Origin of the sequence: Bythopirellula goksoeyrii (genome assembly GCF_008065115.1) — a bacterium.
Taxonomy (GTDB): Bacteria; Planctomycetota; Planctomycetia; order Pirellulales; family Lacipirellulaceae; genus Bythopirellula; species Bythopirellula goksoeyrii.
The window spans coordinates 1313738-1339361 of the sequence record NZ_CP042913.1 but is presented as its reverse complement, the minus strand read 5'-3'; the positions used below and the strand labels follow the sequence as shown (position 1 = coordinate 1339361).

The window sequence follows — 25624 nt, the reverse complement described above, 5'->3', positions numbered from 1 at the left end:
AGAGCCAGAGGTACGGCTGTAACAGAGCTTGTCTGGCTCTTGACTCTCAGCCCTCTGCTCTCGACTATTCCACAGTTAGCCACCTTTTCAGTCCGCCACATTCTGCTAGAATGTGGGGCTACCGAATTTTTCACGTTATCATTTTGGAGTTACCATGCCCAAGCAGAAGACCCACAAAGGCACCAAGAAACGATTTCGCTTGACGGCCACGGGCAAGGTAAAGCACCGCAAGAGTGGCACGAGCCATTTGGCTGCGCGAATGAGCCAGAAGCGCAAACGCAACCTGCGGGGAACCGACACGACGGCCACCGTTAACGAAAAGGGAATCAAGCGTGCCCTGGCTGGCAACAGCTACTAGGGACCGTTCGTAGTCCGACTCTGTCGGCACACAAGCACGCCGGGCATTAGAACGCCTTTCACCGTTGAGAGGGGCCTGGGCGCGACATCGAACTGCAAAGGGTTTCTCACATGAGAACCACCAAGGGAAGTGCCCGCAATCGGGCCAAGAATCGACTTTTCAAGAAGACCAAGGGTTACCGCGGCGGACGCAACAATCTGCTGCGGACGGCCAAGGAAACTCTGATCCGCGCCGAGGCGTACGCCTTCCGCGATCGTCGGGTCCGCAAACGCGAGTTCCGCAAGCTGTGGATCATCCGCATCAATGCCGCCGCCCGTGAACGAGGTTTGCGCTATAGCGAGCTGATCAACGGCTTGAACAAGGCGGGGATCGAGTTGGATCGCAAGACACTCGCCGAGATGGCAGTTCACGATGCAGCTGCCTTTGACTCGGTTGTGGAAAAGGCTCGTGAAGCCTTGGCTGGCTAACGTAAGCGGAGGCAACGATACGTGGCCCTCGCCGATTTCCTCGCCAATCTGGATGCCCTGGCTGCTGAGGCCCAGGCTCAGTTCACCGCGGCTACCGATTCTGCTGCGCTAGAAGTAGCGCGGGTTGCTTACCTCGGGGCCAAGGCGGGCAAGCTTCGCTTAGCGCAAAAGGGCTTGGGCAAGGTAGATTCCGGCGATAAGCCTGCCGCTGGCAAGCGATTCAACGAGGTGAAGACCCTCTTGGAAGCTGAGTTCGAAAGTGCTCAGGAGCGTCTCACTTCTGGCAAATCTGCCGTTGGCGAGGCGTTTGACGTGACACTCCCCGGGCGAAGACGCCGAATTGGGCATCTCCACCCGATTACCCAAACCATCCGCTCGATGAAGGAGATCATGGGCCGGCTGGGGTTCACGGCGGTCGAAGGGCCGGAGATCGAGGACGAATGGCACAATTTTGAGGCACTCAATATTCCCCTGGTGCATCCGGCACGAGATCCGTTGGATAATTTTTACCTGGAGTCCGCTCAGAAACTGGTCGCTGAAGCGACCAGTCCGCTATTGCTGCGGAGTCAGACTAGTACGGTGCAGATTCGGGTGATGGAAGCAACGCCGCCGCCGGTGCGAATCATTTCTTTGGGACGCGTCTATCGTCCCGACACGGCAGATGCGACTCACTATCCGATGTTCCATCAGATCGAAGGTCTGCTCGTGGATCGCGGCGTGACGATGGCCGACCTCAAGAGCGTATTGCGACTGTTTTGTCAGAGTTATTTCGGCGGGGACGACGAAGTACACATCCGCTTCCGCCCATCGTTTTTTCCTTTTACCGAGCCGAGTGTCGAGGTCGACATGAACTGGCAGGGAGGCTGGATGGAAATGGGAGGGGCCGGGATGGTCGATCCCAACGTGCTGCGGGCTGTCGGCTACGATCCCGAGGAAGTGACAGGTTTTGCTTTCGGCCTGGGTGTCGAGCGGGTCTGCATGCGACAGCATGGGATCACTGACATTCGGGCGCTGTATCAGAACGACGTGCGTTTTCTGGAGCAATTCTGATGATCATTTCCTGGAACTGGCTCAAAGATTACGCCGATCTCTCGATGTCCGTCGACGAGCTAACTGAGCGCCTTACGCTCACGGGGCTCAATCTGGAAGGCGTTGAAGAGGTTGGCGGTGATACGGCCATCGACTTGGAAGTGACGAGCAATCGGCCAGATTGCCTGGGGCACATTGGGGTCGCGCGTGAGGTGGCCGTGCTCTGGGATGGTGAGCTCAAGATTCCTGGCACGAAATCGCAAGCGAAGGGGGCGAAAGTTGAAAGCCTCACCAGCGTGACGGTGGAGTGCCCCGAGCTGTGCTCACGGTATACAGCGAGAGTAATCCGCGGGGTAAAAATTGGGCCGAGCCCTGACTGGCTGGCTGACCGACTACGCACGGTGGGAATTGCCGTCATCAACAATGTCGTCGATATCTCTAATTACGTGATGCTGGAGTGTGGACAGCCACTGCACGCGTTTGATTTCGCGAAGCTTGCGGGGCAGAAGATCCTCGTCCGCCAAGCAAAGGCCGGGGAGAAATTTGTCGCCATCAATCATCAGACGTACGAATTGAACGCGGACACTTGCGTGATTGCCGACGCCGAAAAGGCCGTCGCACTGGGTGGCGTGATGGGAGGCGCGACCAGCGAAGTCAGCGACTCGACGACTGATTTGTTGATCGAAGCTGCCGATTTCTCGCAGCTTTCGGTCCGCAACACGGCACGTCGGCTGAATCTGCATAGCCCCTCCTCTTACCGCTTTGAGCGGGGGGTGGATCCCGAGGGGATCGACTGGGCCAGTCGCCGCTGCTGCGATTTGATCCTGGAGCTTGCCGGTGGCGAACTGGCCGAGGGGGTGATCGACGTCGGAGCGAAGGCTCCTCAGCGCGAGCAGGTGAAGCTTCGTTTCGATCAACTTGAGCGAATTTTAGGAATCCGCATCCCCGACGAACGCGTACGGCAGATTCTCACCGCACTGGGCAACGAGGAGACCCACGTCTGTGACCATTGTGTGAAGGTAGTCCCCCCTAGCTGGCGGGCGGATCTCACCCGCGAGATCGATCTGGTCGAGGAAGTCGCTCGGATTCATGGCTATGAGGAAATCCCCGAAGACACGGGGGTGAAAATGGTCGCCTCAACCCGCAGTCGCGAGGATGTGGTTCTCGACCAGGTTCGTGACGCGATGGTGGCCCTCGGATTCGACGAGGCAATGACTATTAGTGCCGTCGAGAGTGGTTGGATCGAAGTTTTCCAACCCTGGACGACTGCCTCTCCACTTGCCACAAGCACCCCCGTCCTCCGCGGAGCCGATTGCCTGCGGCAGACATTGCTTCCCAGCTTGCTAGCGGCACGCAGAGTGAATGAAACGCTCTCTAATGGCGTGATTGAACTGTTTGAAATCGCGGAAGTGTATCTGCCTCAGCCAAGTGAATTACCCGATCAACGTCGGATGCTGGGGCTGTCGAGCGGCGGAAGTTTTCTGGAACTCAAGGGCGTGATCGAAACCCTGCTCGACACGATCGCACCAGGCAGCCAACTCGAAGCGAAGCCATACGAATCGGCGCTGTTTGTAGCTGGGCGTGGTGCGGAGCTGATTCTGGGAGTTAAGAAACTCGGATATCTGGGCGAAGTGAGCCAACAGGCCTGCGACCAGTTTGAACTCCGCAGCGCTAGTACCGCCGCCGAAATCGACTTGAGCATGCTGATCGACGCGGCTGTGCAGGTCCGAAGAGCAGTAGATTTATCGCCGTTTCCGCCAGTTGGCCGCGACTTGAACATCGTTGTTGACGAACAGGTTCCATGGTCAGACGTTGAGAAAATCGTCCTGTCAGGGTGCGGTGAGTTGTTGGAATCGCTTGCTTTCCAAGAAGAATTCCGCAGCAAGGAGAAGTTGGGGCCGGGCAAGAAGAGCCTGCTTTTTTCGATCCAACTCCGCTCGGCTCAAGGTACGCTAACCAACGAGCAAGCCGACGCGATACGCGAAAAGCTTGTGGCGGAAGTGGCTAAGCAACTCGGTGGGCAACTGCGGGCGTAGGCTGAGTAGTTGTACGAAAGGGTGAATCTAGTGACGACACCCGACGGCGAACTTACGATTCCGGCCCTACTCTTGGCCACGGTCGTTAGAGTCCCTTCCAAGCACGCACTGGGAATAATCCGCGACGGCCAACTCACCTGGCGCACCTGGCAGGAAATCGCGACCGATGTGCAACGGGTTGCTGACAATCTGCGGCTTGCAGGTGTGAAACCTGGCGACCGGGTCACGCAGTTTGCACCCAACAGTTTTGAGTGGATTCTCGCCGATCTGGCGATTCTCTCGCTGGGCGCAGTGCATGTTCCAATCCATGCTTCGCTTTCCGACGAGCAAGTAGCGGGGCAAGTCGTTCAGAGTGGTGCGAATCTTTTGATACTGGGTCGCGAAGAGGGCATGTCGAACGAGTTGGGTTTGACGTGTCTCGCTCATTCGGAGTTGGTTGAAAAATCTGCTCATGAGATTCTAAAGTCCCCCATCCCCCTTCCGCCTTCCTCTGCTCTTGCCACGATTCTGTTTACCTCTGGTACGGCGGGCCAACCACGGGGAGTGATGTTGTCCCACGGCAATCTGGCTGCGAATGCCATCGCAACCACCGAGGCGGTAGGATCTCCAAATGATGAAACTCGGCTGTGCTTCCTCCCCTTGAGCCATATCTATGCCCGTACTTGTGATCTGTATACCTGGATATATCGCGGAACACGATTGGTGCTTGCCGAGAGTCGGGAGACAATTCTCCGAGATTGCCAACTCGTGAAGCCGACAGTTCTCAATGGTGTGCCGTACTTCTATCAGAAAGTTGCCCAGCAACTTCATGCTGCCGGTATCGCAAAGAAGTCTGGTGTCTTGCAGGACGCCTTGGGGGGACAAATCAAACGACTCTTCTGCGGAGGGGCTGCCATTGCACCGGAGACGGAAAGCCTGTTCGCTGAGCAAGGCTTGCCACTGCTTTCGGGATATGGTCTCACGGAGACCTCGCCTGTGATCTCTGCAACAAGTTTGGAAAACTATTGCGCCGGTAGCGTTGGGCGACCGTTGCCAGGGGTTAAGGTTCGCATCGACGAAGTCGGCGAAATCCTGGTGCACGGTCCGAATGTGATGTTGGGCTACTGGCGAGATGAAGAGGCGACTCGTGCTGCTATCATCGATGGCTGGCTCCGCACGGGTGACCTGGGGGAGTTCGACTCCGAGGGAAATCTGCGAATCATTGGCCGACGCAAAGAAATTATCGTCCTCTCGACCGGTAAGAATGTTTCGCCGACGGCAGTGGAGCGGAGAATTCTTGGCTCGCCTCTGGTGGAAAGCGTTTGCGTGGTGGGAGAAGGACGCAAATGCCTGGCGGCTCTCATTGTTCCGAACCCAACGGCGCTTCGTGAGGAGATTCGTCGGCAAGGCTTGTGGGTCTGGTCTCGGCGCCGAGCGGTGACTCATCCACAAATCTTGAAGATCTACCGAGCCGAGATTGACCGATTACTGGCTCGCCTGAGTCGAGAGCAACAGATTGGACCCTTCATGATTCTCGACCGCGCATTCTCACAGGAATCCGGTGAAATTACGGCCAAGTTCTCCCTACGTCGCAAGACGATCGGTACAAATTTCTCTCGTGAAATCGCATCGTTGTATCGACACGAAAAATGAGTCTTTGCCTTGGATCACTGCCCTACAAAGGGTTTCAGCAGCCCGGTCAGCCGTACAATCGCTACGAGCGGAAACTGCCAGGCTAGTACTTTGACCCGGTCGATGCTGTGACCTATATAACGATGGGAAGACTTTGCTCCTAGAGCGCGACTCTCTCCGACGGGAGCTGAGTTGGGTTTCCCACATTCTGACTTTGCGCAGCATCGGCGAATTGCATCATGGACTCACCACAACTTGGCACCAATTCTGCAGAAGACCGGTCAGTGAAGACTGCCGATGCGTTGCGTGCTCTGCGCGAGAAGATTGGTCCAAGACTGGAAGCGGATCACCGCACTGCTACGGATGTTCAATCCGACATCATCGGACGAATCTTTCAGATCGCCGAGGAGATGGCGGACGAAAAGTCGACCGAAGCCCAGAAGGCAGCCCAATACACGGGCGAGAAACTCACCCAACTGCAAGACCTCCTCGCCGAAAGGGAGGATCTCGTTACCCAATTGCAGACTCAGGTGGATGAACTCAGGAATGATCGCTCCCGACTGCAAGACGAACTCCGCGAGGAGCGGGCCTCGCTTTCAGAATTGCGAGCAGAAGAATGCGGCGAATGTTCCAGCTTCCGAGAGAAGCTACGCGAATCGGAAAGCCGAACAGCCGAAGCGGAGGCTTCGACGGAGCAACTCAAAGCCGAAGCTGAGGAGGCTGCCAAGAAAATCGCCGAACTGCAATCTTGGCAGGAATCCGCTGCGAGCCAAGATGAGCAGGCTACCCGGCTTCGTGAGGAATTGTCAGATGCTGAAAAGCGTTGTGAGGATCTCAGCAATGAGGTAGCAAACCTGACTGCCGAACGCGATGCTAGTTGTGAGGAACTTGCTGCGGTCCGTTCCAAATTAGAACAACAGATATTTGACTCAGTTGCGTCTGATTCGGGATTGCAGGCAGAATTGGACGAAGCCAATGCGACGATTACTCGCCTACAAGAAGACCTCTCGGGTTTAGAAGCTAGGCTTCAAGAAGGCGCGTCAGAGGAACACGAGCAATTGCTGGAAGCTCAACAAGAATTGGCCAACTTGAGGCAGGAACATGAGTCGTTGGCAGAAGAACACTCGAACGTACAGGCAAACATTTCTCAACTGAATGACGAGAGGGAATCTGAACGAGAAAGTCAGGCCGCCGAGCTCGCGGAGATCAAACAACAGGTCGAACAATCGCAAGCGGAACTTGAGAAACTCTCCGCCGAACACGAAGAGCTTTCCACAAAGCTCGCATCGGTCAATGAAGAACTGGCGGCAAAGCACGCTGAATCTACTGGCGATGCTGCCGAGCGGGAGGAAGAGCTTCGCTCGGTCAAGGAGCAACTTTCGCAACTTGTCGATGAAAAGTATGAGCTGGAATGCGCGCGTGAGGAACTAAGTCGCCAGCTAGAAGAAGCTGTCGCTAAGAGCGAACAATCGGCGGGTCAATTGCAGGAAGCTCAGGAACAGCTCAGCACCTTGCCAGATCAGCACGAATTGGCAGAAGAGTTAGAGCAAGCACAACGCAAGTTCGAACTTGCACAAGCAGATACGCAGAAGCTCAAGCGTGAGATAGCCACGCTCCAAGAGGAATTAGCGCGTCGTCCCGAGGCCAGCGATCAAGAATCTCCCGAGTTGGTTAGTCTGAGAGTGGAACGCGATGCATTGGCCACTAGAGTAGCGGAATTGGAACAGTTGCCTGCACAGGTAGGTGACGAAGATTCCCTGCAACAGTTGGCTGACTTGCAGCGGCGGTTCGAGATGGCTGTGGACGATCTGCGCGAAGTGAAGCAAGAAAAGGCCAAACTCGAAGAGAAGCTGGCAAACGCTTCTCATGGCAATGCCCCAGCTGTCGACAGTGGTGCCATGGACTGGCAGTCACAGAAAGCACGGATGTTGGCTGCCTTGGAGTCCGATGGAGACGACGAGGATACAACGCCTGAGCGTGTCGAAGAGAAGTTGAGCATCCAAGGCACGATCGAGATTACTGACCAAATTGTGGCCAAGAAAGACCAGGAGATTGCCGAATTGCAGCAGCAACTTGACAATCAGGTTGATGCGGAACCAAAAGACATAAGCGCAGAAATCTGCGATCAAGACGAAGTGATCCAAGCCGAACGGGCTCGCCTGGAAGAATTACAAGCCGAATGGCGAGACAAAGTTCGGGGGGCCGAACTGGAGATGTCGACCCAACGTGCCACATTGGCCCGCAAGGAAGCAGAGTTGAAGGAACTCCTTGCAGCGGCTCAAGAGGCTGCTGCTGACGTCACCCTTGGGAACGATGGCAAACCGCGTCGCCGCTGGCTCTCAGCGTTGGGCTTGGGAGACGAGGAGTCGAAGGAGCAATAGGGGTCAATCAACGGACCCTTGTTCCAACAGATAGATAGCCCGGGTGGTACCATCCATATCGGCAAACTCTTCGAACCGCAGCACGCCTTCGACGGCAATTGGACGGATCGAAAACTCGGCAGTCTCGCCTTTGCGCATCTTGACCCACACACAGTCGTACAGCGCGGCCCCCGGGCCAAAACAGCACTCAAGATTATCGCGCACGAGCACAAACCCCGTGAGACCCTGGCGTTTGAGCGTTGGAAACATGTAGCCGCGAATATGGATTTTGCTGCCGAAAAGGTCTTCGATCTTGGGAGTGAGCATCGACCGCTTGAACGCGTCGGTTTTCTCCATCTCGAACTTCAAATCATCGAAGGAGGTCTCGCGAGGTTCGCCCGATGCGTTTGACGCCTTCTCCGAGGTACTTGCCACGACGCTCGATCGCTCACAGCCCATACTGGCGCATAACATCGAGAGTATTAGAGTCCCAATTAAGTGCTGAATTCCATTCATCGCACGTAGTCAGCCTCCAAGGTGTAGACTGGGTAATTAGCACCGCGCACTGCATTCTCCGGGTTAATATGCAGAGTGCCGGCAATGCGAAATAGTCCTGTCGAATAGTCGGCCGTCACATTATCCGCAAATTTGACCAGCACCTGGTCATAGTACTTGAGGTTCGACATGTCACCGAAGCAGCACTGATTGTTGTCGCGAACCAAGAGAAAGCGGCGGACATTGTGACGGACCGGAGTAGAATCGGCACGCATGAAACCCTTGATAAACACTCGCTTACCATCTAAGGCTTGTACCTCCTTGGGGATAAAATTCCCGGCCGCAATCTGCTGGTCGTCGGGACGAAACTCTTGAAAGGAAGAACGCGTTGCGTCTGGTGGAACTTCCGTCGCGTGGACAAAACCGGCATAGCTGAGGCCACCGACCAGTCCGAGTGCGGAAAGTACCACGCCGACCCATGCCAAATTCCGCCCACTCAGTTGGTCTGGCATCTCACGAATGGAGGCAAGAGCACGAAGGCCCACCACGAGACCCACCAGAGGAATCGGGGATAGCATCAAGGCGGATTCCAAACTATCACGGCCCGCAAAGATAGTCAAAGGTGACAAGACACCAAAAATGGCGGCAGCAATCGCGCTAGTACTCAAGGCACGATATTCGAACTCGCCACTCTCGCTGTCCGCGGCAGAGAAATCTGTCATTGATTCGGAAGTTGACATGTTCTAACTTTGTCTCGCCAACGGATTGGCTGATTGGTGGAGTGAGAATTATCTCAACTAGTGGAGTGGCCGCCGCGCAGCATGATTGCAAACAGGCCGATGAGCAAGGCCCCGATAGCCAACGGCACGGCGATAATCATAGTGCGACTAGGTGCAGAAGGTTCTGCATCGGCTGAGAGGGGGCCCTTGGCCATGTCGTCTCCCGTTTCAGCTAATTCATCTATTGGCATGCCCGTCTGCGGGTCCAGCGACTGATCAAGTTCCATTTCCTTCTTCTCAAGTTCAACAGATTCAGCTTGTTCAGCCTCAGCTACTTCATCTCCATCTTGCTCGTCGTTGTCTTCGCTACCTTGCTCAGATTCGGTCGTACTAGAACCTCCGCGTGCCATCAGACCGAAAGAAATGTAACTACGGGCCCGCTTTACACCGGTGGGATCGAGAGATTCTAATTCTTCGACTGCCTTGGTGGCCTTTGAGCCTACGTCGCCCGATTGCTCGGCAGCCGTAAGGAGATAGGCCAGGACGGGTTGCCGAATCCAGCCATCCTCGTCTGACTGCTTGAACATATCCACCAACCGGTCCATGATTTCCCAATCTTCCCAGCGGGTGAGGTCCGGAATCACTTGATCGGCTATCTCGGAATTATCTAGCAGGAGCCGCAACGATTGCACAAGCCGCTCGCGGGGTATTTCGTTCGATTCTTCGCCGTGGAATCTGAGCGCCATGATCGCTGAGTAGAGCTGCGTGTATTCGGCTTGGGGATTGTCTAGAAAGCGTTCTTCGACTAATTCCAACCCATCGGGCCCTTTCAGTTTTAGATAGGCGGCAATTAAGGCATCGAGACACTGCTGCTTGGCTCGCACGTCGGCATGTGCCAATTCATTGACTAGCGGCACGCCCAGCGAGGAACCGCTTATTCCCATCGTGGCGATCAACGCCGCAATTCCAGGTCGCATGGATTCGTAGTTGTATTTCAAGAGCGATTCAAGCATCGCGACATCTTCCTCGGTGCCACAGACGCCCAGCATCGTCAGATACAACCGGCGATGTGTGGGACCAACTTGCGGGTCCTTAATCCAAATGGCCAATTGCTCACGATCCAAATCGTCCTTCAAATCAATCAGATCTTGATAAGGAGCTCTCGCGAATTCGTCGTAGCCATCCTGGGCCAGCAGTGGGTCGGGGTCTTCCAGGTGACCCATAAAAAACTTCAGACGATCTTTGCCACTCTTCGGCAGAGAGGAAAGCTTCTGCACATATTCCACTGCTCGCGGCGACAAGGGGAGCGGAGTTGTCCAATCAAGTTTGTCACCACCGAGCGAATTAATGAGAAATTGCTTATCCGCCGGATCGCCACCGAAGTAGACCACCTCGATCTCATCCCCCACCTTGACACGGTTTTCCCCTTTGAGAACTTTTTCGACTCGAAAAATGGCACCCGTGTAGGGATCACCAGCACTCTCTGCGCTGGGATCGTCCAAGTCGGTCGTTGGTGCTGCTTTCACCAAACTGGCGATGATAGTGGCATCGGCCGCAGCGAGTTCTTCGCTGAGCGTTTGCGATACAACATCGCAAAAGGGACAGGCGTTTGCGGTTCCCGTTATCCAACAGAGAGCGGCAACAGCGAACAAGAAGTTTATGGCGTGGTATTGTTTCATGATGATCCAAGTTTGGTGGGCACCGCTCACCAGAATAATATCTCGGCAACGCTTTCGATTTGGTGGGCGGTGCCCACCCTACATAATTCCCTATTCTATCGAATCGAAGGCCCGGAGAACACACATAGGTTTCCCCTAACGTGCCCCGCCTAGAGTCCGGCCAACGTCCGTGCGATAGGCTGTCAACGCGGGCAGGAAGCCTACCAGCGAGGCGAAGATCACCAATCCAGGAATCAACAGACTCTCTTTCCAGTTGAAATCCCAAAATCGCAACGCGACACCCGTGTGTTCTTCGACGTAGGGGCCAATAATTCCCAGCACGGCATGCCCCAAGAGTACACCCGCGAGTCCTCCGAGCAATGACAGCAGAATCGACTCAGCAAGGATGATCCCCATCACGGCGGTGCGGCTGGCCCCCAGGGCACGCATGACAGCTATGTCGTGACTCCGCTCGCTCATTGAGTTGTAAATGCTTACCAGGATGCTGATACCGGCTACCACGATGATTAACACGGTGAGCACCATCAAAATAATTCGCACCGGACCGACGATTCCTTCCAACAATCGTGTAACAACTCCACCCGGGGCAACAGCCTGGGCAACACGCCCTTTATCTTTTTTGTTGATTTCATAATCTAGAGACATCGGGGCCAATTCATCTTTGCAGTTGACCAGAATGGAAGTCACTTCGCGCTGTGACTCGGGTAGCGGTTTCATTCCATAGTTGGGATCGTCGGGGTCGATATGTTCTTTGTCCAACTTGTCTACCGAGACATGTGCCTGCTCACCTTCCTCGGGTGTGAAGGCGTGTCCTTCGAGCAGATAAAATCCTTCGATATTGGCAAATATGGCCCGATCGTTGGCGGTTCCCGTATGGGCCAGGATACCCACGACTGTGAACTCCGTATGCTTGTCCCCCGCCGCGCTCATGCCATGAGTCGGCTGGAATTTGTCGCCGACTTTGAGTCCCGTCTTTCGGGCGACGGTTGACCCGATAACTGCCTCGAAAAAATGGTCGGTTTGGAAATTGCGCCCCTCTCGAAATTCGTATAGCTTGTCGCTACCGTCGGGGTTGGCTCCGTAGGGAAGTCTGTCGAACAGATCAGGCGTCGTAGCAACGACTCGGAATTGTTGGTCACCTCCCTGGTAACTGTCTCCCAGACAATAGGGCACGGCAACGTTGGTGTACTGGGCAAATTCTCCCTCAGTAAATTTCTTGTAGTAGCTGTAGGGTATTGGATAAAGCGGCCTGCCAAGATGAAATACGGTGGTCATCACCAGTTGCAGGTCACCACCTTTACTGCCACCGACGATCAGATGGTACCCTTGGGCATCGTTCTCGAACTGCTCGATGGTGACATCATGAATCACGATCACCAGAATCATCAGCGCCACGCCCAACGCCATCGATAACCCCGTCAGCGAGGAAGCGAGCGCTCGTTGACACATATTTCGCCAGGCAATTTTCCAGAAACTCATGCTGCACTCACCGCTCGATTGATTTCTTCCAAGACCTCGACCCGCTCGAACTGATCGGCCACTTCGGGACTATGAGTCACTAGGAGCATTGCCACCTGCTCTCGGTTGCATGCCTCTCGCAAAAGGTCGATGATCTGCTGCTGGTGCCCGGGGTCGACGTTGGCCGTCGGTTCGTCGGCAAGCAACAGAGCCGGTTGATTCGCAAGTGCCCTGGCTACGGCGACCCGTTGCTGCTCGCCCACCGATAATGCCGCCGGTTTGTGGGTTAATCGGTGTCCCAGCCCCACATCTTGCAATAGTTTCTCGGCTCGGGCAGCATCTGATCTTTGACCGGTGAACGACATTCCTAATTGCACGTTTTCGAGTGCTGTGAAGGCAGGCAACAGATTAAATGTCTGAAATACGAAGCCAATGTACTTCGCACGAAACCGGTCGCGGCCCACTTCTTGAAGGCGGACGATGTCTGTGCCATTGATACTGATTCGCCCCGAATCGACCGTCGTCAGCCCGGCAATGCAGTTCAAGAGCGTCGTCTTACCACAGCCACTGCGGCCGCGGAGTACGACTTGCTCTCCCTTGGCCACTGAGAACGTGGGAATATCCAAGATCGATAGCTCTTCCCCATCGGGTTCACGATAGGACTTACGAACGAGTTCAAGTGAAAGCATGGCGGGAGAGCGAGGATTTTAAAAATGATGGTATCCGAGCGAGGTTGCAAGCAAACTATCGTAACGGCTGGATTCAATAGCCGACAGGCGGGTTCCGTGGTGCAGGCGTACAGCCTGTTTTCCAACTCGTTGCAGCGGGATAGAGCGGCACGGCGCTTGCCACAGGCAGGCCAAAATTCCCGGCAGATAACGCCATTGGCCTGAAATGGCAGCCCAACGCAGTGCTAGTACGAAACCCGAGGGGCGAGAGTTCACCGCTATTAGCAAGTCCTACAATGGGGTCTTGCAGTTTTTACAATTTTACAAGACATCGGAGCCCATGCTATCGCATGCCACAGATCGGCATTATTACGGCGGTTTCAGGGAGTATCGCGTGGAAGCCACTTCGTGTTTGGAGCGTGACCGACTTTTGGCATCCCCTTTGCACTAACAATCCGACGGTAGAAGAGAATGTGGTCGGCAGGCGGCTCAGACCCGCGGGTGATAGAGCCAGACGGTCCGCCGAGCACCATGTGAAAAGTCCCACCTAAAAGTCTCCCCCCTCCGAGGGCCGACGAAGTCTCCCGCACTTCGTCGGCCCTTTTTTTGTTTGTCTCTACCAATATCCTGACTCGAACACGTTCCTCAGTTGTTCACTAGGAACCTGCTCCACTCATTTCGATTGCCTAAACAGACTTCCACAAATTGCCAAGGCTTGAATCAGAGTCATTAGACACTCCGGTTCAGGCACATAAGTTACCGGCAAGAAAAAACTTTCTTCGAAGGTGTTACCGTAGTTCTGCTGCCAGATCTGCAGATCGGCCGCATCAACAACCCCGTTAAGCGAAGCATCCGCCACGCTGCGGGTGGTTGAACCAATCAGCCGTTGCCACTCGAGAAAATCTCGGCCATCGACGTCGTCGTCTAAATCGAAATCGCCCGGCAGTGTGGCAGCTTCATAGATCGCGAGACTATTTTCTGGCAGGAGTTCATTCTCCGTGAAATAGTTAAACAAGATCAGCAGTGGGTCACTCGGCGCATAGCTATTCGACGTAAAGCGGGCAAAGACTCCATAGACTCCAGCTGGTGCGGTGTTGTCATCATCCAACGCATAAAGCAACAACGTATGGTTGTGGAACCCCGTTTGGTCGGCAACAGGATCGGCGAGCATGAATGGGGCAGGGGAGAGCTGGTCTTCGGGGTTTATCGAGAGTGAGCTTGGCCCCGTGGCAAGCAGGTGAAATTCGACTGGCGACTCTTCGACCGCCTCCGTGTCAGGATTCCAGTACCAGAGTACTCGATGTTCAGCAGGACTTGAGCCAATCACAGGTCGAGCCAAAACTTCAAGTGCCAAACTAGCACTGTCGCCCATGTCATGAATTTCCAGCCCCGGAACTTCCCATAGCAAAACATTCCCGAGGGTGGGGAAGAAATCGGCGTCCGCAAAGTCGTCGAAATCGTCCGTCTGTCCAAAGATCGGCGGGGCAAATATTTGATCGGACGGATGGCTCGCGACGAGACGGCCCGCCTCCACGGAGATATTGATTGGACTGCCATGCCCCCACAGATGGCTTGCAATGAGCAGTGTTGCCAGCACGGAAATCAAAAGTCGGAAGTTTGTCATTGGTTGATCCATTGTTCATCAGGTTTGGCGAATTTGAAGTTTCCATCAATCCACCTAAGAATTTGATCTTCGCTGATCGTCTCCACATGTCCGTCCAGGAAGAGATAATTAGAGGCGTTGGAGTGCCGATTCAATTGGATATCCCCTCGAACCTTCGATTCGACGCGACCCCAATCAATATTGATCTGCGCAAACCACTGCGAAGCGTGGGCGTGGTCTACATCTGGAATCGCGGCTACTTTGTCGGAGATTTCAAACGCGAACATCGTGCGGCTGGTGGCCGCGATCTTGTTCAGGTTCCGTACCGCGTCGGGAATTGTCGGAGCCGCCAAGTAATCGTTGATAATGTAGCTACTGGCCCGCGCATCAAGCCGCTCTTTCCACAGTGGGTCCTCAGGACAAATACGCAACTCGTCGACATTTTCGAAATAATCCGCGAGGGTATAAATCCACGATTTGTTCGCCCCGGCGGTATGCCACCAATCGGGGAAATCTCCCCGATGCGAATTGCAATACTGGTGCAGGGCCAGGCCAAGTTGCCGCATGTTGTTCTTGCAGCTTGCAGAGCGCGCGGAAGCCCGCGCACTCTGCACAGCCGGCAAGAGCAATGCCACCAAAGCGCCGATGATCGCGATCACGACCAACAGCTCTACAAGGGTAAAAGCTCGTTGGCGTTTCATGCTAAGCTTCTCCGCCGAACGACGAAGCTCAGCAAACCAAGCGAAGCCATCAATAGCGAGGATGGTTCGGGAACCCCCAGCACTTGGACCGCCGAGTTGGGAACGCCCAGCGAACTCACGGCCGCAGAAACCTCCGACCAAGGCACACCTTTGTGCATCACAAAAGTGAACGGATCAGAATCGGCCAAACCCGATTCATCGCTCGAGAGTACGAGACTAGCCAAGTACACACCGTCTGCGGGTTCACTAGCAAGTGTGCCGGCTTGCGGACCGACACCCTCAGGGGTGGTCGTGCCATCGCCCAGAAGACGCAGGCGAGCCGTCGCATGGGCCTCGCTCGTGTAACCATCGGCTATGGGAGTAAAACTCAACAGCGGGGAAGGGCTGCCATCGCTGGTCTGGATCGACGCCGACGGACTGATCAGCTGGCCCGCGGCACCAATCGATCCTCCTCGGTAATATTGCAACTCAGTCGAACCAGCATCCACGAAGTCAGCGCCATTCCATGATTGCAGACCCGTGACAAAGTTAACTGCCAACGTGCTGCCCACGGCGAATGTCTGATCAATGCCGTAAGCAATGCCAGGACCCGAGTAATACTTTGGCTGCCCCGGTGCTGTGGGATGTTCCGGTGGATTGAGTACCGTCTCGGGGCGTGTGTACCAAACCCCACGATAGTCCAACACTTCCATCACATACACCGATTTCGGCGTCGTGAGTGGTTCATAGTGGTCATTAAGAATGCTGCGGGGAACAATTTTGCCACCGTCGGCGGTTATTTGTAGCTGGGGACCGTGCGCAGAGACAGAGCTCATCGCAATCACAAATGCGCTCAGCGCGCAGCCTATTTGTTTAGAAAACATATTAGTCAATTCCTTCTCTATGAGGTCGTACCAAAGCCATGCATGCCATGATGGAAACCACCATGTGCGCATCGCTGCGTAGACAAAAAACAAAAACCAGAAAATAGCCTTGCGGAGTTAGAGAACCGCGAATTCTGGTGGGGGAAGGACCGCGTCGAATGATGGCGGCTGATAGAGAAGGGATACAGAGAGAAAGACTGATTCCAGCGGCAACAGCGGAAGCTTAGTGCCAATTTCATCCGTGGGTATAGAGGGCGGAATTAGAGAAAGCGACAACGAATTTCCCTGGCATCTCTGGGCATGCATCGCAATCACACCGGGCAGCAGCGGCACGTCGGCTGCGGGTTTTGCAGCGCAGCTCGATTTGCGATTGCACGTCGTCGCCAGCTGCGCCGTGAGAACACGCTGTCGACAGCATGGCTTTAATTCGGCCAAATCCTTGCGTTCAGTAGGCTCTAATCCTTCAGCAGCTCGTGCCAAAACATCTTCCGGAACGGTCGCTCCATTCTCGGTTGCCATCGCGATTTTTTCGGCATCTGAGAAACAGCAACACTGACGCCAACACACTTCCGCATTGGCACAGCCGCAACTGCAATTCACGCAAGGAAACCACTCACTGACTTGTTTCGCGACGGGCATCGGAAGTGGAATCCCCAGCGTCGCCACAGCCACAGCGATAGCAGTCACTATCCCCGCAGATTTAAGCAGGAACTCGCAGCACAAATGTAGGCGGGGATGTTTCACGATGGATTCTGTTGGGCTGACTACTCAATGAGAACCGGCCATTCTAATAGGAGGAATTTCTGGGGTCAATCAATTTCGAATACTTGCCATGGCCGCATAAAGGAATCTCCCACGAATTAGACATCGGCTGCTGCTGTGGTGGCGCCGAGGCATGCTTTCTTGAGCAGGTCTTGGTGCGCCCGCTTTGAGTTTTCATCCGTGCGAGGTGTCGGCTCGTCAGCCATAGGTGAAGCACTTGTCGAAGAATCACTTTCTTTGGCCGCTGAAACAGTGGTGGTCGACGGAACATAGCGGCTTACCCGCTCAAGAAAAATTGGCCAATTAGGCAAGACCGTGTCCCCCCTTAATGCTGTCGCCTCGTGAGTGCACCACAGTCGAGTTTCCCCACAGGTGGCATTGGATAAGTCAGGTCACCACCACTGAAGTCTAAACCCTGTGCTCCTAGTAGTTCGTATACAGTTTACGCGGAATTTCGTTCGGAGACTTTCAGCGTTTTTGAGAGTACGTGAGTCCGAACTGGGCAGGGAAGTTCCTCGACCAGAGGCGGGCACACGCCACAGGCGGGTCGGCGCACGCTGCGTTCCCAGCTGGAACCAATGAAGAAAGTCGCTCGAACCTTACGCAATCATCGGGAACTGATCCTCAACTGGTTCGCCGCGAAAGGCAGGATTTCTGCGGGCATTGTCGAGGGTTTAAACAACAAAGGAAAACTGACTACCAGTAAAGCTTATGGCTTTCGAACCTACGAAGCCATTGAAATCAGCCTCCACCACTACCTGGGAGGCCTGCCCGAGCCAGTGTTAACCCACAGATTCTGGTGAAAAAGCCATAATATAACGGGAAACAGTGTATTGACATATCGAGATGTTACGATATATTAACATAAGAGGAGTTCCGAGATGGCAACAAGCTTGAAAAAACCGAAAACAATCAAACCTGCCAACATGGAGGCGCTGGGCCGGGCAGCAGAATGTCTTAAGACCCTCGCTCATCCTGTAAGGATTCGGATGGTGCAACTCCTACTGCATGGTCGCTATACGGTGGGTGAACTCGCCGAGGACTGCGGGGTGCCGGACAATGTTGCATCCGAGCACCTGAGACTCATGCAGCGCTGTGGCTTCTTCCACAGCGAACGCGAGGGGCGACGAGTTTATTATCAGGTCGCCGAGCCTCATCTGGAGAGCTTAATGGCCTGCATCGAAGGCAGATTCCTGAAAGGCAAGAAATAGCAGGAAGTTTTTTTATTCAATATCTCGTTACTTCACGATATTACGATTAATTAAGGAGGCTACCAAGAATGAGTTACAAGACCATATCACCTGAAGAACTTCATGATTTATATCAACAGGGAGCACCTATCGATCTGATCGATGTGCGTACGCCGGTCGAGTTTCGTGAGATCCATGCTACCCCGGCTCGTAATGTACCTCTGGATTCCCTCGACCCACACATGGTCGTGAATGGCAGAAACGGCAATGCGGAAAAACCACTCTATGTGATCTGCCGCAGTGGAAGTCGTGCGGCAAATGCCTGCGATCAGCTTGTCGCGGCTGGCTACACCAATGTCGTCAATGTGGAAGGGGGTACGGCTGCCTGGGATCAATTAGGGCTACCGGTCGTTCGTGGCAAGAAATCCATTTCACTCGAACGACAGGTACGAATCGCTGCAGGATTATTGATCCTCGTAGGTTCAATCCTCGGTTACTTCGTAAACCCGTACTTTATTGGCATCACCCTATTTGTAGGTGCGGGACTCACTTTTGCTGGATTAACCGACACCTGCGGTATGGGTATGATTCTAGCGAAAATGCCTTGGAATCAATTAAAGAGTGATGGTCCATCATGTTGTACCCCTTGAGCATACTTTTTGGAGTTTGTATCGGATTTGCCCTAGGTCTGACCGGTGGCGGTGGCTCCCTGTTGGCTGTGCCGCTCCTGGTCTACGGGCTGTCAATGGCTCCCAGGGAAGCCTTTGGGGTTTCGCTGGCAGCAGTGGGGGCGACCGCACTCGTAGGAGTCATCCCTCGGATTCGGGCAGGACAAGTTGAAATAGGGACAGGATTTCTGTTTGCGATTGCAGGTATGGTAGGTGCTCCCGTTGGGACCTGGATAGCTGGCAGAATTCCTGAAGCGATTCTGCTTGCAATGTTCTCTCTGCTCATGCTGATCGTAGCTGCCAGAATGTGGAGCAAGTCGGCACAGCCGGAAATGCTGGGACCGGTTTGCGACAGTCAAGGGCGCCGTCCAGCCTGCGAACGGACCGTCGATGGAAACCTCAAGCTCACTTCTCGGTGCGCATTCGTGCTGCTATTAGTAGGCATGTCAACAGGAGTCTTGTCCGGCATGTTTGGCGTGGGGGGAGGATTTGTGATTGTGCCTGCACTGGTTCTCTTTAGCGGCATGCCAATTCATAAAGCCGTGGCCACGTCACTTCTTGTGATTGTGATGGTGAGTATTTCGGGTGTCGCTTCCCACTTTGCAGCGGGACGTGGCATTTCATTAGAAATCACGGGATTGTTCGCATTAGGAGGTGTTCTTGGAATGACTCTCGGCGGAGAAGTCGCTAAACGGCTTCCTGCCACTATATTACAAAAAGTATTTGCGACGGCCATCGTGGTAGTCGCCGTATTCATCGTCAGCAAGACTTTTATTTAACGAGGAGAACGCTATGTTTTTCCATCAACGATTCGTGCCTGGACTAGCCATTTACTCTTACATTGTCGGGGATGAAAAAACCAAGGAAGCTGCCGTCATCGACCCAACTCGTGATGTCAACGACTTTCTTGAGATCGCCAGTCGTGAAGGACTGCATATCCGCCATGTGCTGGAAACCCACGTGCATGCAGACTTCGTCAGTGGATCGCGTGAATTGAAAGCACGCTTAGGAGATGGGGTCACAATTCACGCATCCGGATTGGGTGGCAAAGAGTGGACTCCTCCCTATGCAGACCACGTTGTCAAAAACAGCGAGGAGATCTCCCTGGGCAGTATTCGACTCAAAGCTATCCACACACCTGGCCACACTTTGGAGCATCTCTCGTGGGCACTCTTTGACGAATCGCGAAGCTCAGATACCCCCTGGCTGATCTTTACAGGTGATTTTGTATTTGTTGGAGATGTCGGTCGCCCAGACTTGCTAGGCGAAGAAGCTCGCAAAGAACTCGCTCACCAACTTTATCGGAGTGTCTTTGAGACACTGCCGATTCTACCAGGTTTCACTGAAATCTTTCCTGGCCATGGTGCCGGATCACTTTGTGGTAAGGCAATTGGTTCGCGTAGTTCATCGACGCTCGGGTACGAACGGCGCTTCAATGCAGCTCTGGTCGAAAAGCCAGAAAAAGAATGGATCGCCGATTTGATGGACCAGATGCCGCTTTCGCCACCGTACTTCGCGCGGATGAAACGCGTGAACAAGGAAGGTCCTCCAGTGATTGGCCCAGAACTTCCAGGACAACGTCGCTGGAGCGCCAAGGAAGTTCACGAGCGAATGTGTGAAAACTGCTTGATTGTCGATGTTCGTTCTAAAGAATCGTTTGCTGCAGCACATATACCAGACGCCATCAATATTCCTTTTGGTCCGACGCTGCCTACTTGGGCGGGTTGGGTCCTTCCCTATGACCGTCCAACATTGATTGTGCTCGATCGCCCCGAACAAATGCACGAAGTCACCACTCACCTGTTGCGGGTTGGCTTTGATGACATCCAGGGTTACTTGGAGGGCGGCATGGATGCCTGGGAAGTCAGTGGGTATCCGCTGGAAAAGTCGTCTACGCTTTCGGTCCATAGCCTCAACAAGCAGTTAGGTGAAGTGACCGTACTCGATGTCAGAACAGAGAAGGAATGGAATGGGGGCCACATTGAAGGAGCCATTCACATCCACGGCGGCAAACTGCAGGAAAACTTTTCGCTGGTGCCGCACGAAAAGCCAGTCGTCGTCATCTGTGGATCGGGCTATCGCGCATCCATTGCCGCTTCGTTTTTAAAACGAGAGGGCTACAAAGATGTCGCCAATGTACTTGGAGGCATGACCGCATGGAATGCAGCCGGTTTCTCTGTTGAAAAATCTGACGGTAGCGACAATTCGGGATGTCGAACGAGTGAAACCGCTACAACTTGTTCATGAACTCAAATAGTTGTCGCAAATTTTTACAAAGAGGAGCATTACAATGTCCATTCAAGTTCAAACAACGATACCACGTCTCAATGAGCCAGCACCAGAGTTCGAGGCGAAGACGACTCACGGACCCAAGAAGCTTTCGGACTACAAAGGACGATGGCTTGTGTTGTTTTCGCATCCGTCCGACTTTACACCTGTCTGTACAACGGAATTCATGGCCTTCGCAAAGGCCCACGACGAGTTCCGGGCTCTAAACTGCGAGCTATTAGGACTCTCGATAGACAGCGTGTTCTCACATCTCGCCTGGATCAACAGCATCAAAGAAAAGTTTGGTGTTGAAATACCCTTTCCGATCATCGAGGACCTCTCGATGGAGGTGGCCCATGCCTACGGCATGATTCAACCGGGGGCAAGCGATACGTCCGCTGTCCGAACTACGTTTCTAATCGACCCAGAGGGCGTATTGAGGGCAATGGTGTACTACCCGATGAGCAACGGTCGTAGCATCGATGAGTTCTTGCGATTGCTTAAAGCCATGCAAACCAGTGACGAACACAAAGTCGCGACTCCTGAAGGTTGGAAACCGGGCGACGATGTTATTGTCCCTCCACCTGCCACAGCGGAAGCAGCAACAGAGCGTATGCAGAGTCAACAATACGATTGCGTCGATTGGTATTTCTGCACAAAGCCATTCCCGAATGGGAACTCTAATTCCTCAGGTGGAGCTCGCCGTATGGAGACCGTCAAATGAAGATCCGCCACTCCTGGGAGTGCGGTCCCCATGATCGAACTAGACATAACGTTTAACCACTTACACTTATACATAGGGACACGACAAAAATGACTTCAAAGCAATTTTTCGTGCTGGCTATTCTGTTCATGCTGTCCTGGGGAAGCCTGTGCTGGGCACAACCCGACGAGGGGAAAGAAGGTGTATCAGTCACAACGGAACAATCTAATGAGCCAGTCCAAACCAAGACTCTAGGACAACTCTCCGAGCAAGAACTGGAAGACTTGCTTTGGATGGTCGAAGAGGAGAGGCTAGCCCATGACGTCTATGTGAAATTAGGCAGCAAATGGCCTTTGAGGATGTATGACAATATTTCAAGTGCAGAGAAGGTACACATCGCATCCTTGTCCAACTTGCTGAAGAACTATGGCGTTGATGTAAGTTCTCTAGGCAATCAGAGCGGCATGTTCACCCATTCGGAAATACAAGGGCTTTACTCCGAATTGGTTGAGCGTGGTGAGAAGACTCTGGAAGATGCAATAGCTGTTGGCTTACTAATTGAAGAGATGGACATCGCTGATTTATCGAAACGCATTAAACGGACGGATAAAAAGGATATCAAACAGGTCTATCAGTTTCTGCAAATGGGGTCCAGAAATCATTTGCGCGCTTTCTCTCGACAAGCTGCATTTCGAAATGTTGAGTATGTACCTCAGCACTTGAGTCAGAAAGAGTTTGATGACATTGTGCGCGGTTCACATGAAAGAGGGCGGCCTGGACGAGGACGTCGGGGATTCTAATGATCAGCGGCATGTTGCATGTATAAGGCTCATCCTTAGAACAAATGCCATGAATACCAGTTTGCTGTTCGCGGAAAGGCGAGATGATGATTAGCCACTGGGAACCATTTAGGCGATGGACATGGCGACTCTTGAAAATTGTCATGCTTCTAGGTCTCGGAATTGTCTTGTTTTATTGGTTTCGGTTCTCACCAATTGCTGTCATTGAACACAAAGTCGTTGCGGGACCAATTCTTTCGGAGGTGATGGGAACCGGGACTCTGGAGGCCCGAGTATCGACAACGATAAGCCCCAAGATTTCCGGAAGGATCGAAGAAGTGTTATTCGACCAGGGAGATGAAGTCCAGACCGGAGACTTGCTCGTTCGCCTGGATGATGCCGAACTAATGCAGCAAGTCGCGATTGCCAAGGCAAACTTGGACGCCTCCCAGTCAGCGATAACGCGGCTTGAAGCGGACAAGAGCCGAGCCAATGCCGTCGTTATTCAAGCCAGAAAACTGAATCAACGTCGGCAAGAACTCTTGCCAAGTCGAGCTGTTAGCCAGGAAGAGGTTGACGCTGCGGTGGAGTCCTTGGGTGTTGCCGAAGCAGGATTATCTCGTGCTGAGGCTGCCATCACCGAGGGACAAAAGGAGTTGGTCGCAGCCGAAAAAACTCTGGAGTATCACCGAGCTCGTCTGGCGGATACGCGAATCACGGCTCCATTCGACGGGTTAATCGTCCGGCGTTACCGCGAGTCGGGTGACGTTGTCGTGCCAGGTAGTGCGATTCTTTCCTTGATTTCAAAGAACGAACTCTGGATCAGTGCCTGGGTCGACGAAACGGAAATGGAATCAATCAAACCCGACCAGCCTGCTCGCGTCGTGTTTCGTTCTGCCCCGAATAGTTTCTATGTGGGAAGCGTGGCTCGTTTGGGGCGAGAGGCAGACCGCGAGACGCGTGAGTTCATCGTCGACGTGCGAGTGTTGGAGTTGCCAAGCAACTGGGCCGTGGGACAACGGGCAGAAGTGTTCATCGAATCCGCCCGTAAAGAATCTGCAATACTTCTACCCCCCAGGTTCATCGAACTACGAGACATGCAGCCAGGAGTGTTCTTGAATGACAATGGCTATGCCCGGTGGCAACCTGTTGAACTTGGACTCCGCAGCCCTGCACTTGTGGAGGTTACCAAAGGATTGGCCGTTGACCAAACGATAGTGATTCCCCAGGATGGAACTTTCCGCTTGCGCGACGGCCGGAGAATTAACCTCCCATGAATCTTGCCGTAAAAGACATCCGACACAACCTCGGTCGATTTGCGTTGACGGCATTGGGTATTGGCCTCTTGCTGATGATCGTGATGGGCATGGGCGGAATCTACCGTGGAATCATAGAAGACGCGACCCTTCTTCCAGACCGGATCGGTGCTGATCTTTGGATAGTTCAGCGTGATACCAGAGGGCCCTTCGCCGAACTCTCTCGAGTGCAGCCGAATTTGGTGCATCGGGCGTTGGCTGTTCCTGGTGTTCGCCGTACTAGAGAGTTTGTCTATCACACGATTCAGCGCGAACGCGGCGGCAAACCACTCCGTGTGGCCGTTCTAGGTCTTAGTTGGCCTATCGACAAAGGAGAATGGATTCCTTTGACAGCCGGACGACCACTTGGTCAAAACCATTTTGAAATGATTGCAGACCAATCACTTGGCTTTCAACTCGGTGAACGGATAAGGCTCGGTAAGGATGCCTATACGGTGGTAGGAATCACTAAGAGCATGATTAGCTCGGGAGGAGACGGAATTGGATTCTTCACTGTGGCGGATGCTCAATCCATTCAATTCGACACGGCTGGTGAAGCGATTAGGTTGGAACGTGCGGCACGCGAAGCTCGCGGAGAGCGCAGTGAGTTCGCAACGATACAACCTAGTCTGCTCGAGCAAGCGATTCGCCCAGCTAGGGAATTGCCGGCCATCGCCCGACCCCAACTCAGTGCTGTGTTAGTAAGCGTCGTCCCTGGAGTTGAAAGTCAATCCGTGGCAAACATCATCGCTGGCTGGGGCGATGTGTCCGTTTATACCAAGGAAGGCCAGAGGGAACTGTTGTTGAAAGGTTCGGTCGAGAAAATCCGCCGCCAAATAGGCCTCTTTCGTGTTCTCCTGACATTGATTGCGGCTATCATCATGGCCTTGATCCTCTACACAATGACACTCGACAAGATCCACTCCATAGCTCTATTGAAGCTCATAGGTGCACAGAACACAGTCATCCTAGGCCTTATTATGCAACAAGGTCTCCTTCTTGGGCTGCTGGGATTCGGGATTGCCTTTGCCGTCGGCCAACGGGTGTTTCCAATGTTTCCGCGACGAGTGATACTGGCTGAGACAGACCTGTTCCAGCTGGGACTGATAGTCCTGGTCATTTCTGTGGCCTCGAGTTTCTTGGGAATCTGGAAGGCCATGAACGTGTCGCCTAACGAGGCACTCTCGTAAACGGTGAATCAATGAAAAACGGATTTGCAATACAAACCGACATGCTGACCAAGGTGTATGGGAGCGGCAACACCGAAGTCGTTGCCATGCAGGAAGCGACAATGAACGTATCGCGTGGCGAAGTCGTGGCACTTCTCGGGCCAAGTGGTTCTGGTAAGTCTACCTTTCTCACGGCGATCGGCTTAATCAATCCGCCGACTTCCGGTCGTGTCTTCATCGGCGGGCAATTGGTATTGGAGGGTTCCCGTGCAAACACCAATCTACGAGCGTTTCGCCGCAAGCATCTCGGATTCGTATTTCAGAAAGCCAATTTGATCCCATTTCTCTCCGCGCTGGAAAACGTCGAAATTGCACTGGAAATCAACGGAAGCAGCCGTCGCGCTGCCCGTAGTCGAGCGATGGAACTTCTGGACTATCTCGGTGTAGGTGACCGAGCAGAAAATCTGCCATCGATGCTGTCGGGTGGGCAGCAACAACGCGTTGCAGTTGCCCGAGCACTGGCAAACCATCCAAGTGTTATTCTGGCCGACGAGCCGACTGCGGCGCTAGATAGTCACCGAGGCAGACAAGTGATGGAGCTATTTGCCCAAGTCGCCCATGAGCAGAGTGCTGGGGTCGTAGTTGTCACACACGACCATCGAGCACTCGATGTATTTGACACACTCTATGAAATGGAAGACGGCGTAATTCGAAAGCAGAGCGGAGTTGAGGCCAGTTAGTAT

At 53.7% G+C, this 25624-nt stretch carries 24 protein-coding genes and 3 pseudogenes; 16 read left to right on the top strand and 11 right to left on the bottom strand.

Going from position 1 to position 25624, the window contains the following annotated elements; translation table 11 throughout:
• Positions 1 to 154 precede the first annotated feature (154 nt).
• The 6 genes from rpmI (at position 155) to Pr1d_RS05345 (ending at position 7882) form a co-directional block, all read left to right on the top strand.
• On the top strand, positions 155 to 358 hold the full coding sequence (gene rpmI, locus Pr1d_RS05370; RefSeq protein WP_148072569.1) for a 50S ribosomal protein L35: 204 nt from the start codon (positions 155 to 157) through the stop codon (positions 356 to 358).
• Between the two features lie 110 nt (positions 359 to 468).
• Positions 469 to 825, top strand: coding sequence for a 50S ribosomal protein L20 (rplT, locus tag Pr1d_RS05365; RefSeq protein WP_148072568.1), 357 nt, complete (start codon positions 469 to 471; stop codon positions 823 to 825).
• A gap of 21 nt (positions 826 to 846) precedes the next feature.
• Positions 847 to 1875 (top strand): phenylalanine--tRNA ligase subunit alpha, encoded by a 1029-nt coding sequence (gene pheS / locus Pr1d_RS05360; protein ID WP_148072567.1) that lies wholly within the window; start codon positions 847 to 849, stop codon positions 1873 to 1875.
• Positions 1875 to 3890 carry a phenylalanine--tRNA ligase subunit beta gene (pheT, locus tag Pr1d_RS05355; protein WP_148072566.1) on the top strand — a complete coding sequence of 672 codons (2016 nt, stop codon included), beginning with the start codon at positions 1875 to 1877 and terminating at the stop codon, positions 3888 to 3890. Before pheS ends, pheT begins: the two co-directional genes overlap by 1 nt.
• A 30-nt stretch (positions 3891 to 3920) precedes the next feature.
• Positions 3921 to 5522: an AMP-dependent synthetase/ligase gene (locus tag Pr1d_RS05350; RefSeq protein WP_168205059.1), complete on the top strand. Its 1602-nt coding sequence runs from the start codon at positions 3921 to 3923 to the stop codon at positions 5520 to 5522.
• Positions 5523 to 5740: 218 nt separating this feature from the next.
• Entirely contained in the window at positions 5741 to 7882 is a 2142-nt protein-coding gene (locus Pr1d_RS05345; protein WP_148072564.1) for a coiled-coil domain-containing protein, read from the top strand.
• 3 nt (positions 7883 to 7885) lie between these two features.
• Here Pr1d_RS05345 and Pr1d_RS05340 read toward each other — a convergent pair whose 3' ends face one another.
• The 11 genes and pseudogenes from Pr1d_RS05340 to Pr1d_RS05295 form a co-directional block, all read right to left on the bottom strand.
• On the bottom strand, positions 7886 to 8296 hold the full coding sequence (locus tag Pr1d_RS05340) for a DUF3299 domain-containing protein (protein ID WP_168205058.1): 411 nt from the start codon (positions 8294 to 8296) through the stop codon (positions 7886 to 7888).
• A gap of 77 nt (positions 8297 to 8373) precedes the next feature.
• Complete coding sequence (locus Pr1d_RS05335) at positions 8374 to 9096, bottom strand: DUF4190 domain-containing protein (RefSeq protein ID WP_148072562.1); 723 nt, start codon at positions 9094 to 9096, stop codon at positions 8374 to 8376.
• A gap of 53 nt (positions 9097 to 9149) precedes the next feature.
• Entirely contained in the window at positions 9150 to 10754 is a 1605-nt protein-coding gene (locus Pr1d_RS05330) for a hypothetical protein (RefSeq protein ID WP_148072561.1), read from the bottom strand.
• Between the two features lie 135 nt (positions 10755 to 10889).
• Complete coding sequence (locus tag Pr1d_RS05325; RefSeq protein ID WP_148072560.1) at positions 10890 to 12233, bottom strand: ABC transporter permease; 1344 nt, start codon at positions 12231 to 12233, stop codon at positions 10890 to 10892.
• Positions 12230 to 12901 (bottom strand): ABC transporter ATP-binding protein, encoded by a 672-nt coding sequence (locus Pr1d_RS05320; RefSeq protein WP_148072559.1) that lies wholly within the window; start codon positions 12899 to 12901, stop codon positions 12230 to 12232. The genes Pr1d_RS05325 and Pr1d_RS05320 overlap by 4 nt, the downstream gene beginning before the upstream one ends.
• A 652-nt stretch (positions 12902 to 13553) precedes the next feature.
• Positions 13554 to 14504 (bottom strand): hypothetical protein, encoded by a 951-nt coding sequence (locus tag Pr1d_RS05315; RefSeq protein ID WP_148072558.1) that lies wholly within the window; start codon positions 14502 to 14504, stop codon positions 13554 to 13556.
• A pseudogene (locus tag Pr1d_RS26620) lies at positions 14501 to 14632 on the bottom strand (H-X9-DG-CTERM domain-containing protein); the annotation flags it as partial. The gene Pr1d_RS05315 and the pseudogene Pr1d_RS26620, both read right to left, overlap by 4 nt.
• A gap of 342 nt (positions 14633 to 14974) precedes the next feature.
• Positions 14975 to 15184 (bottom strand): annotated as a pseudogene (locus Pr1d_RS26210) (type II secretion system protein); the annotation flags it as partial.
• Entirely contained in the window at positions 15181 to 16047 is an 867-nt protein-coding gene (locus Pr1d_RS05305; protein WP_168205057.1) for a PEP-CTERM sorting domain-containing protein, read from the bottom strand. The pseudogene Pr1d_RS26210 and the gene Pr1d_RS05305, both read right to left, overlap by 4 nt.
• A 117-nt stretch (positions 16048 to 16164) precedes the next feature.
• A complete protein-coding gene (locus Pr1d_RS05300) occupies positions 16165 to 16791 on the bottom strand; it encodes a hypothetical protein (RefSeq protein WP_148072555.1) in 627 nt (208 codons plus the stop codon).
• A 116-nt stretch (positions 16792 to 16907) separates the two neighbouring features.
• Positions 16908 to 17120, bottom strand: coding sequence for a hypothetical protein (locus Pr1d_RS05295; protein ID WP_148072554.1), 213 nt, complete (start codon positions 17118 to 17120; stop codon positions 16908 to 16910).
• A gap of 240 nt (positions 17121 to 17360) precedes the next feature.
• Between Pr1d_RS05295 and Pr1d_RS05290 the strand changes: the two are divergent.
• The 10 genes and pseudogenes from Pr1d_RS05290 to Pr1d_RS05245 form a co-directional block, all read left to right on the top strand.
• A pseudogene (locus tag Pr1d_RS05290) lies at positions 17361 to 17612 on the top strand (transposase); the annotation flags it as partial.
• Positions 17613 to 17690: 78 nt separating this feature from the next.
• On the top strand, positions 17691 to 18020 hold the full coding sequence (locus Pr1d_RS05285; RefSeq protein WP_148072552.1) for an ArsR/SmtB family transcription factor: 330 nt from the start codon (positions 17691 to 17693) through the stop codon (positions 18018 to 18020).
• Between the two features lie 68 nt (positions 18021 to 18088).
• Positions 18089 to 18649: a rhodanese-like domain-containing protein gene (locus Pr1d_RS05280; RefSeq protein WP_148072551.1), complete on the top strand. Its 561-nt coding sequence runs from the start codon at positions 18089 to 18091 to the stop codon at positions 18647 to 18649.
• Positions 18634 to 19446, top strand: a complete 813-nt coding sequence (locus Pr1d_RS05275; RefSeq protein WP_238476640.1) for a sulfite exporter TauE/SafE family protein — start codon at positions 18634 to 18636, stop codon at positions 19444 to 19446. Before Pr1d_RS05280 ends, Pr1d_RS05275 begins: the two co-directional genes overlap by 16 nt.
• Before the next feature lie 13 nt (positions 19447 to 19459).
• Positions 19460 to 20914 carry an MBL fold metallo-hydrolase gene (locus tag Pr1d_RS05270; RefSeq protein ID WP_148072550.1) on the top strand — a complete coding sequence of 485 codons (1455 nt, stop codon included), beginning with the start codon at positions 19460 to 19462 and terminating at the stop codon, positions 20912 to 20914.
• Positions 20915 to 20957: 43 nt separating this feature from the next.
• The gene (locus Pr1d_RS05265) at positions 20958 to 21659 is read left to right on the top strand and encodes a peroxiredoxin (RefSeq protein WP_148072549.1); all 702 of its coding nucleotides are present in this window, start codon (positions 20958 to 20960) and stop codon (positions 21657 to 21659) included.
• 89 nt (positions 21660 to 21748) lie between these two features.
• A complete protein-coding gene (locus Pr1d_RS05260; RefSeq protein WP_148072548.1) occupies positions 21749 to 22438 on the top strand; it encodes a DUF2202 domain-containing protein in 690 nt (229 codons plus the stop codon).
• A gap of 83 nt (positions 22439 to 22521) precedes the next feature.
• Positions 22522 to 23694 carry an efflux RND transporter periplasmic adaptor subunit gene (locus Pr1d_RS05255; RefSeq protein ID WP_238476639.1) on the top strand — a complete coding sequence of 391 codons (1173 nt, stop codon included), beginning with the start codon at positions 22522 to 22524 and terminating at the stop codon, positions 23692 to 23694.
• A complete protein-coding gene (locus tag Pr1d_RS05250) occupies positions 23691 to 24902 on the top strand; it encodes an ABC transporter permease (RefSeq protein ID WP_148072547.1) in 1212 nt (403 codons plus the stop codon). The genes Pr1d_RS05255 and Pr1d_RS05250 overlap by 4 nt, the downstream gene beginning before the upstream one ends.
• Before the next feature lie 11 nt (positions 24903 to 24913).
• Positions 24914 to 25621, top strand: coding sequence for an ABC transporter ATP-binding protein (locus Pr1d_RS05245; protein ID WP_148072546.1), 708 nt, complete (start codon positions 24914 to 24916; stop codon positions 25619 to 25621).
• Positions 25622 to 25624 lie beyond the last annotated feature (3 nt).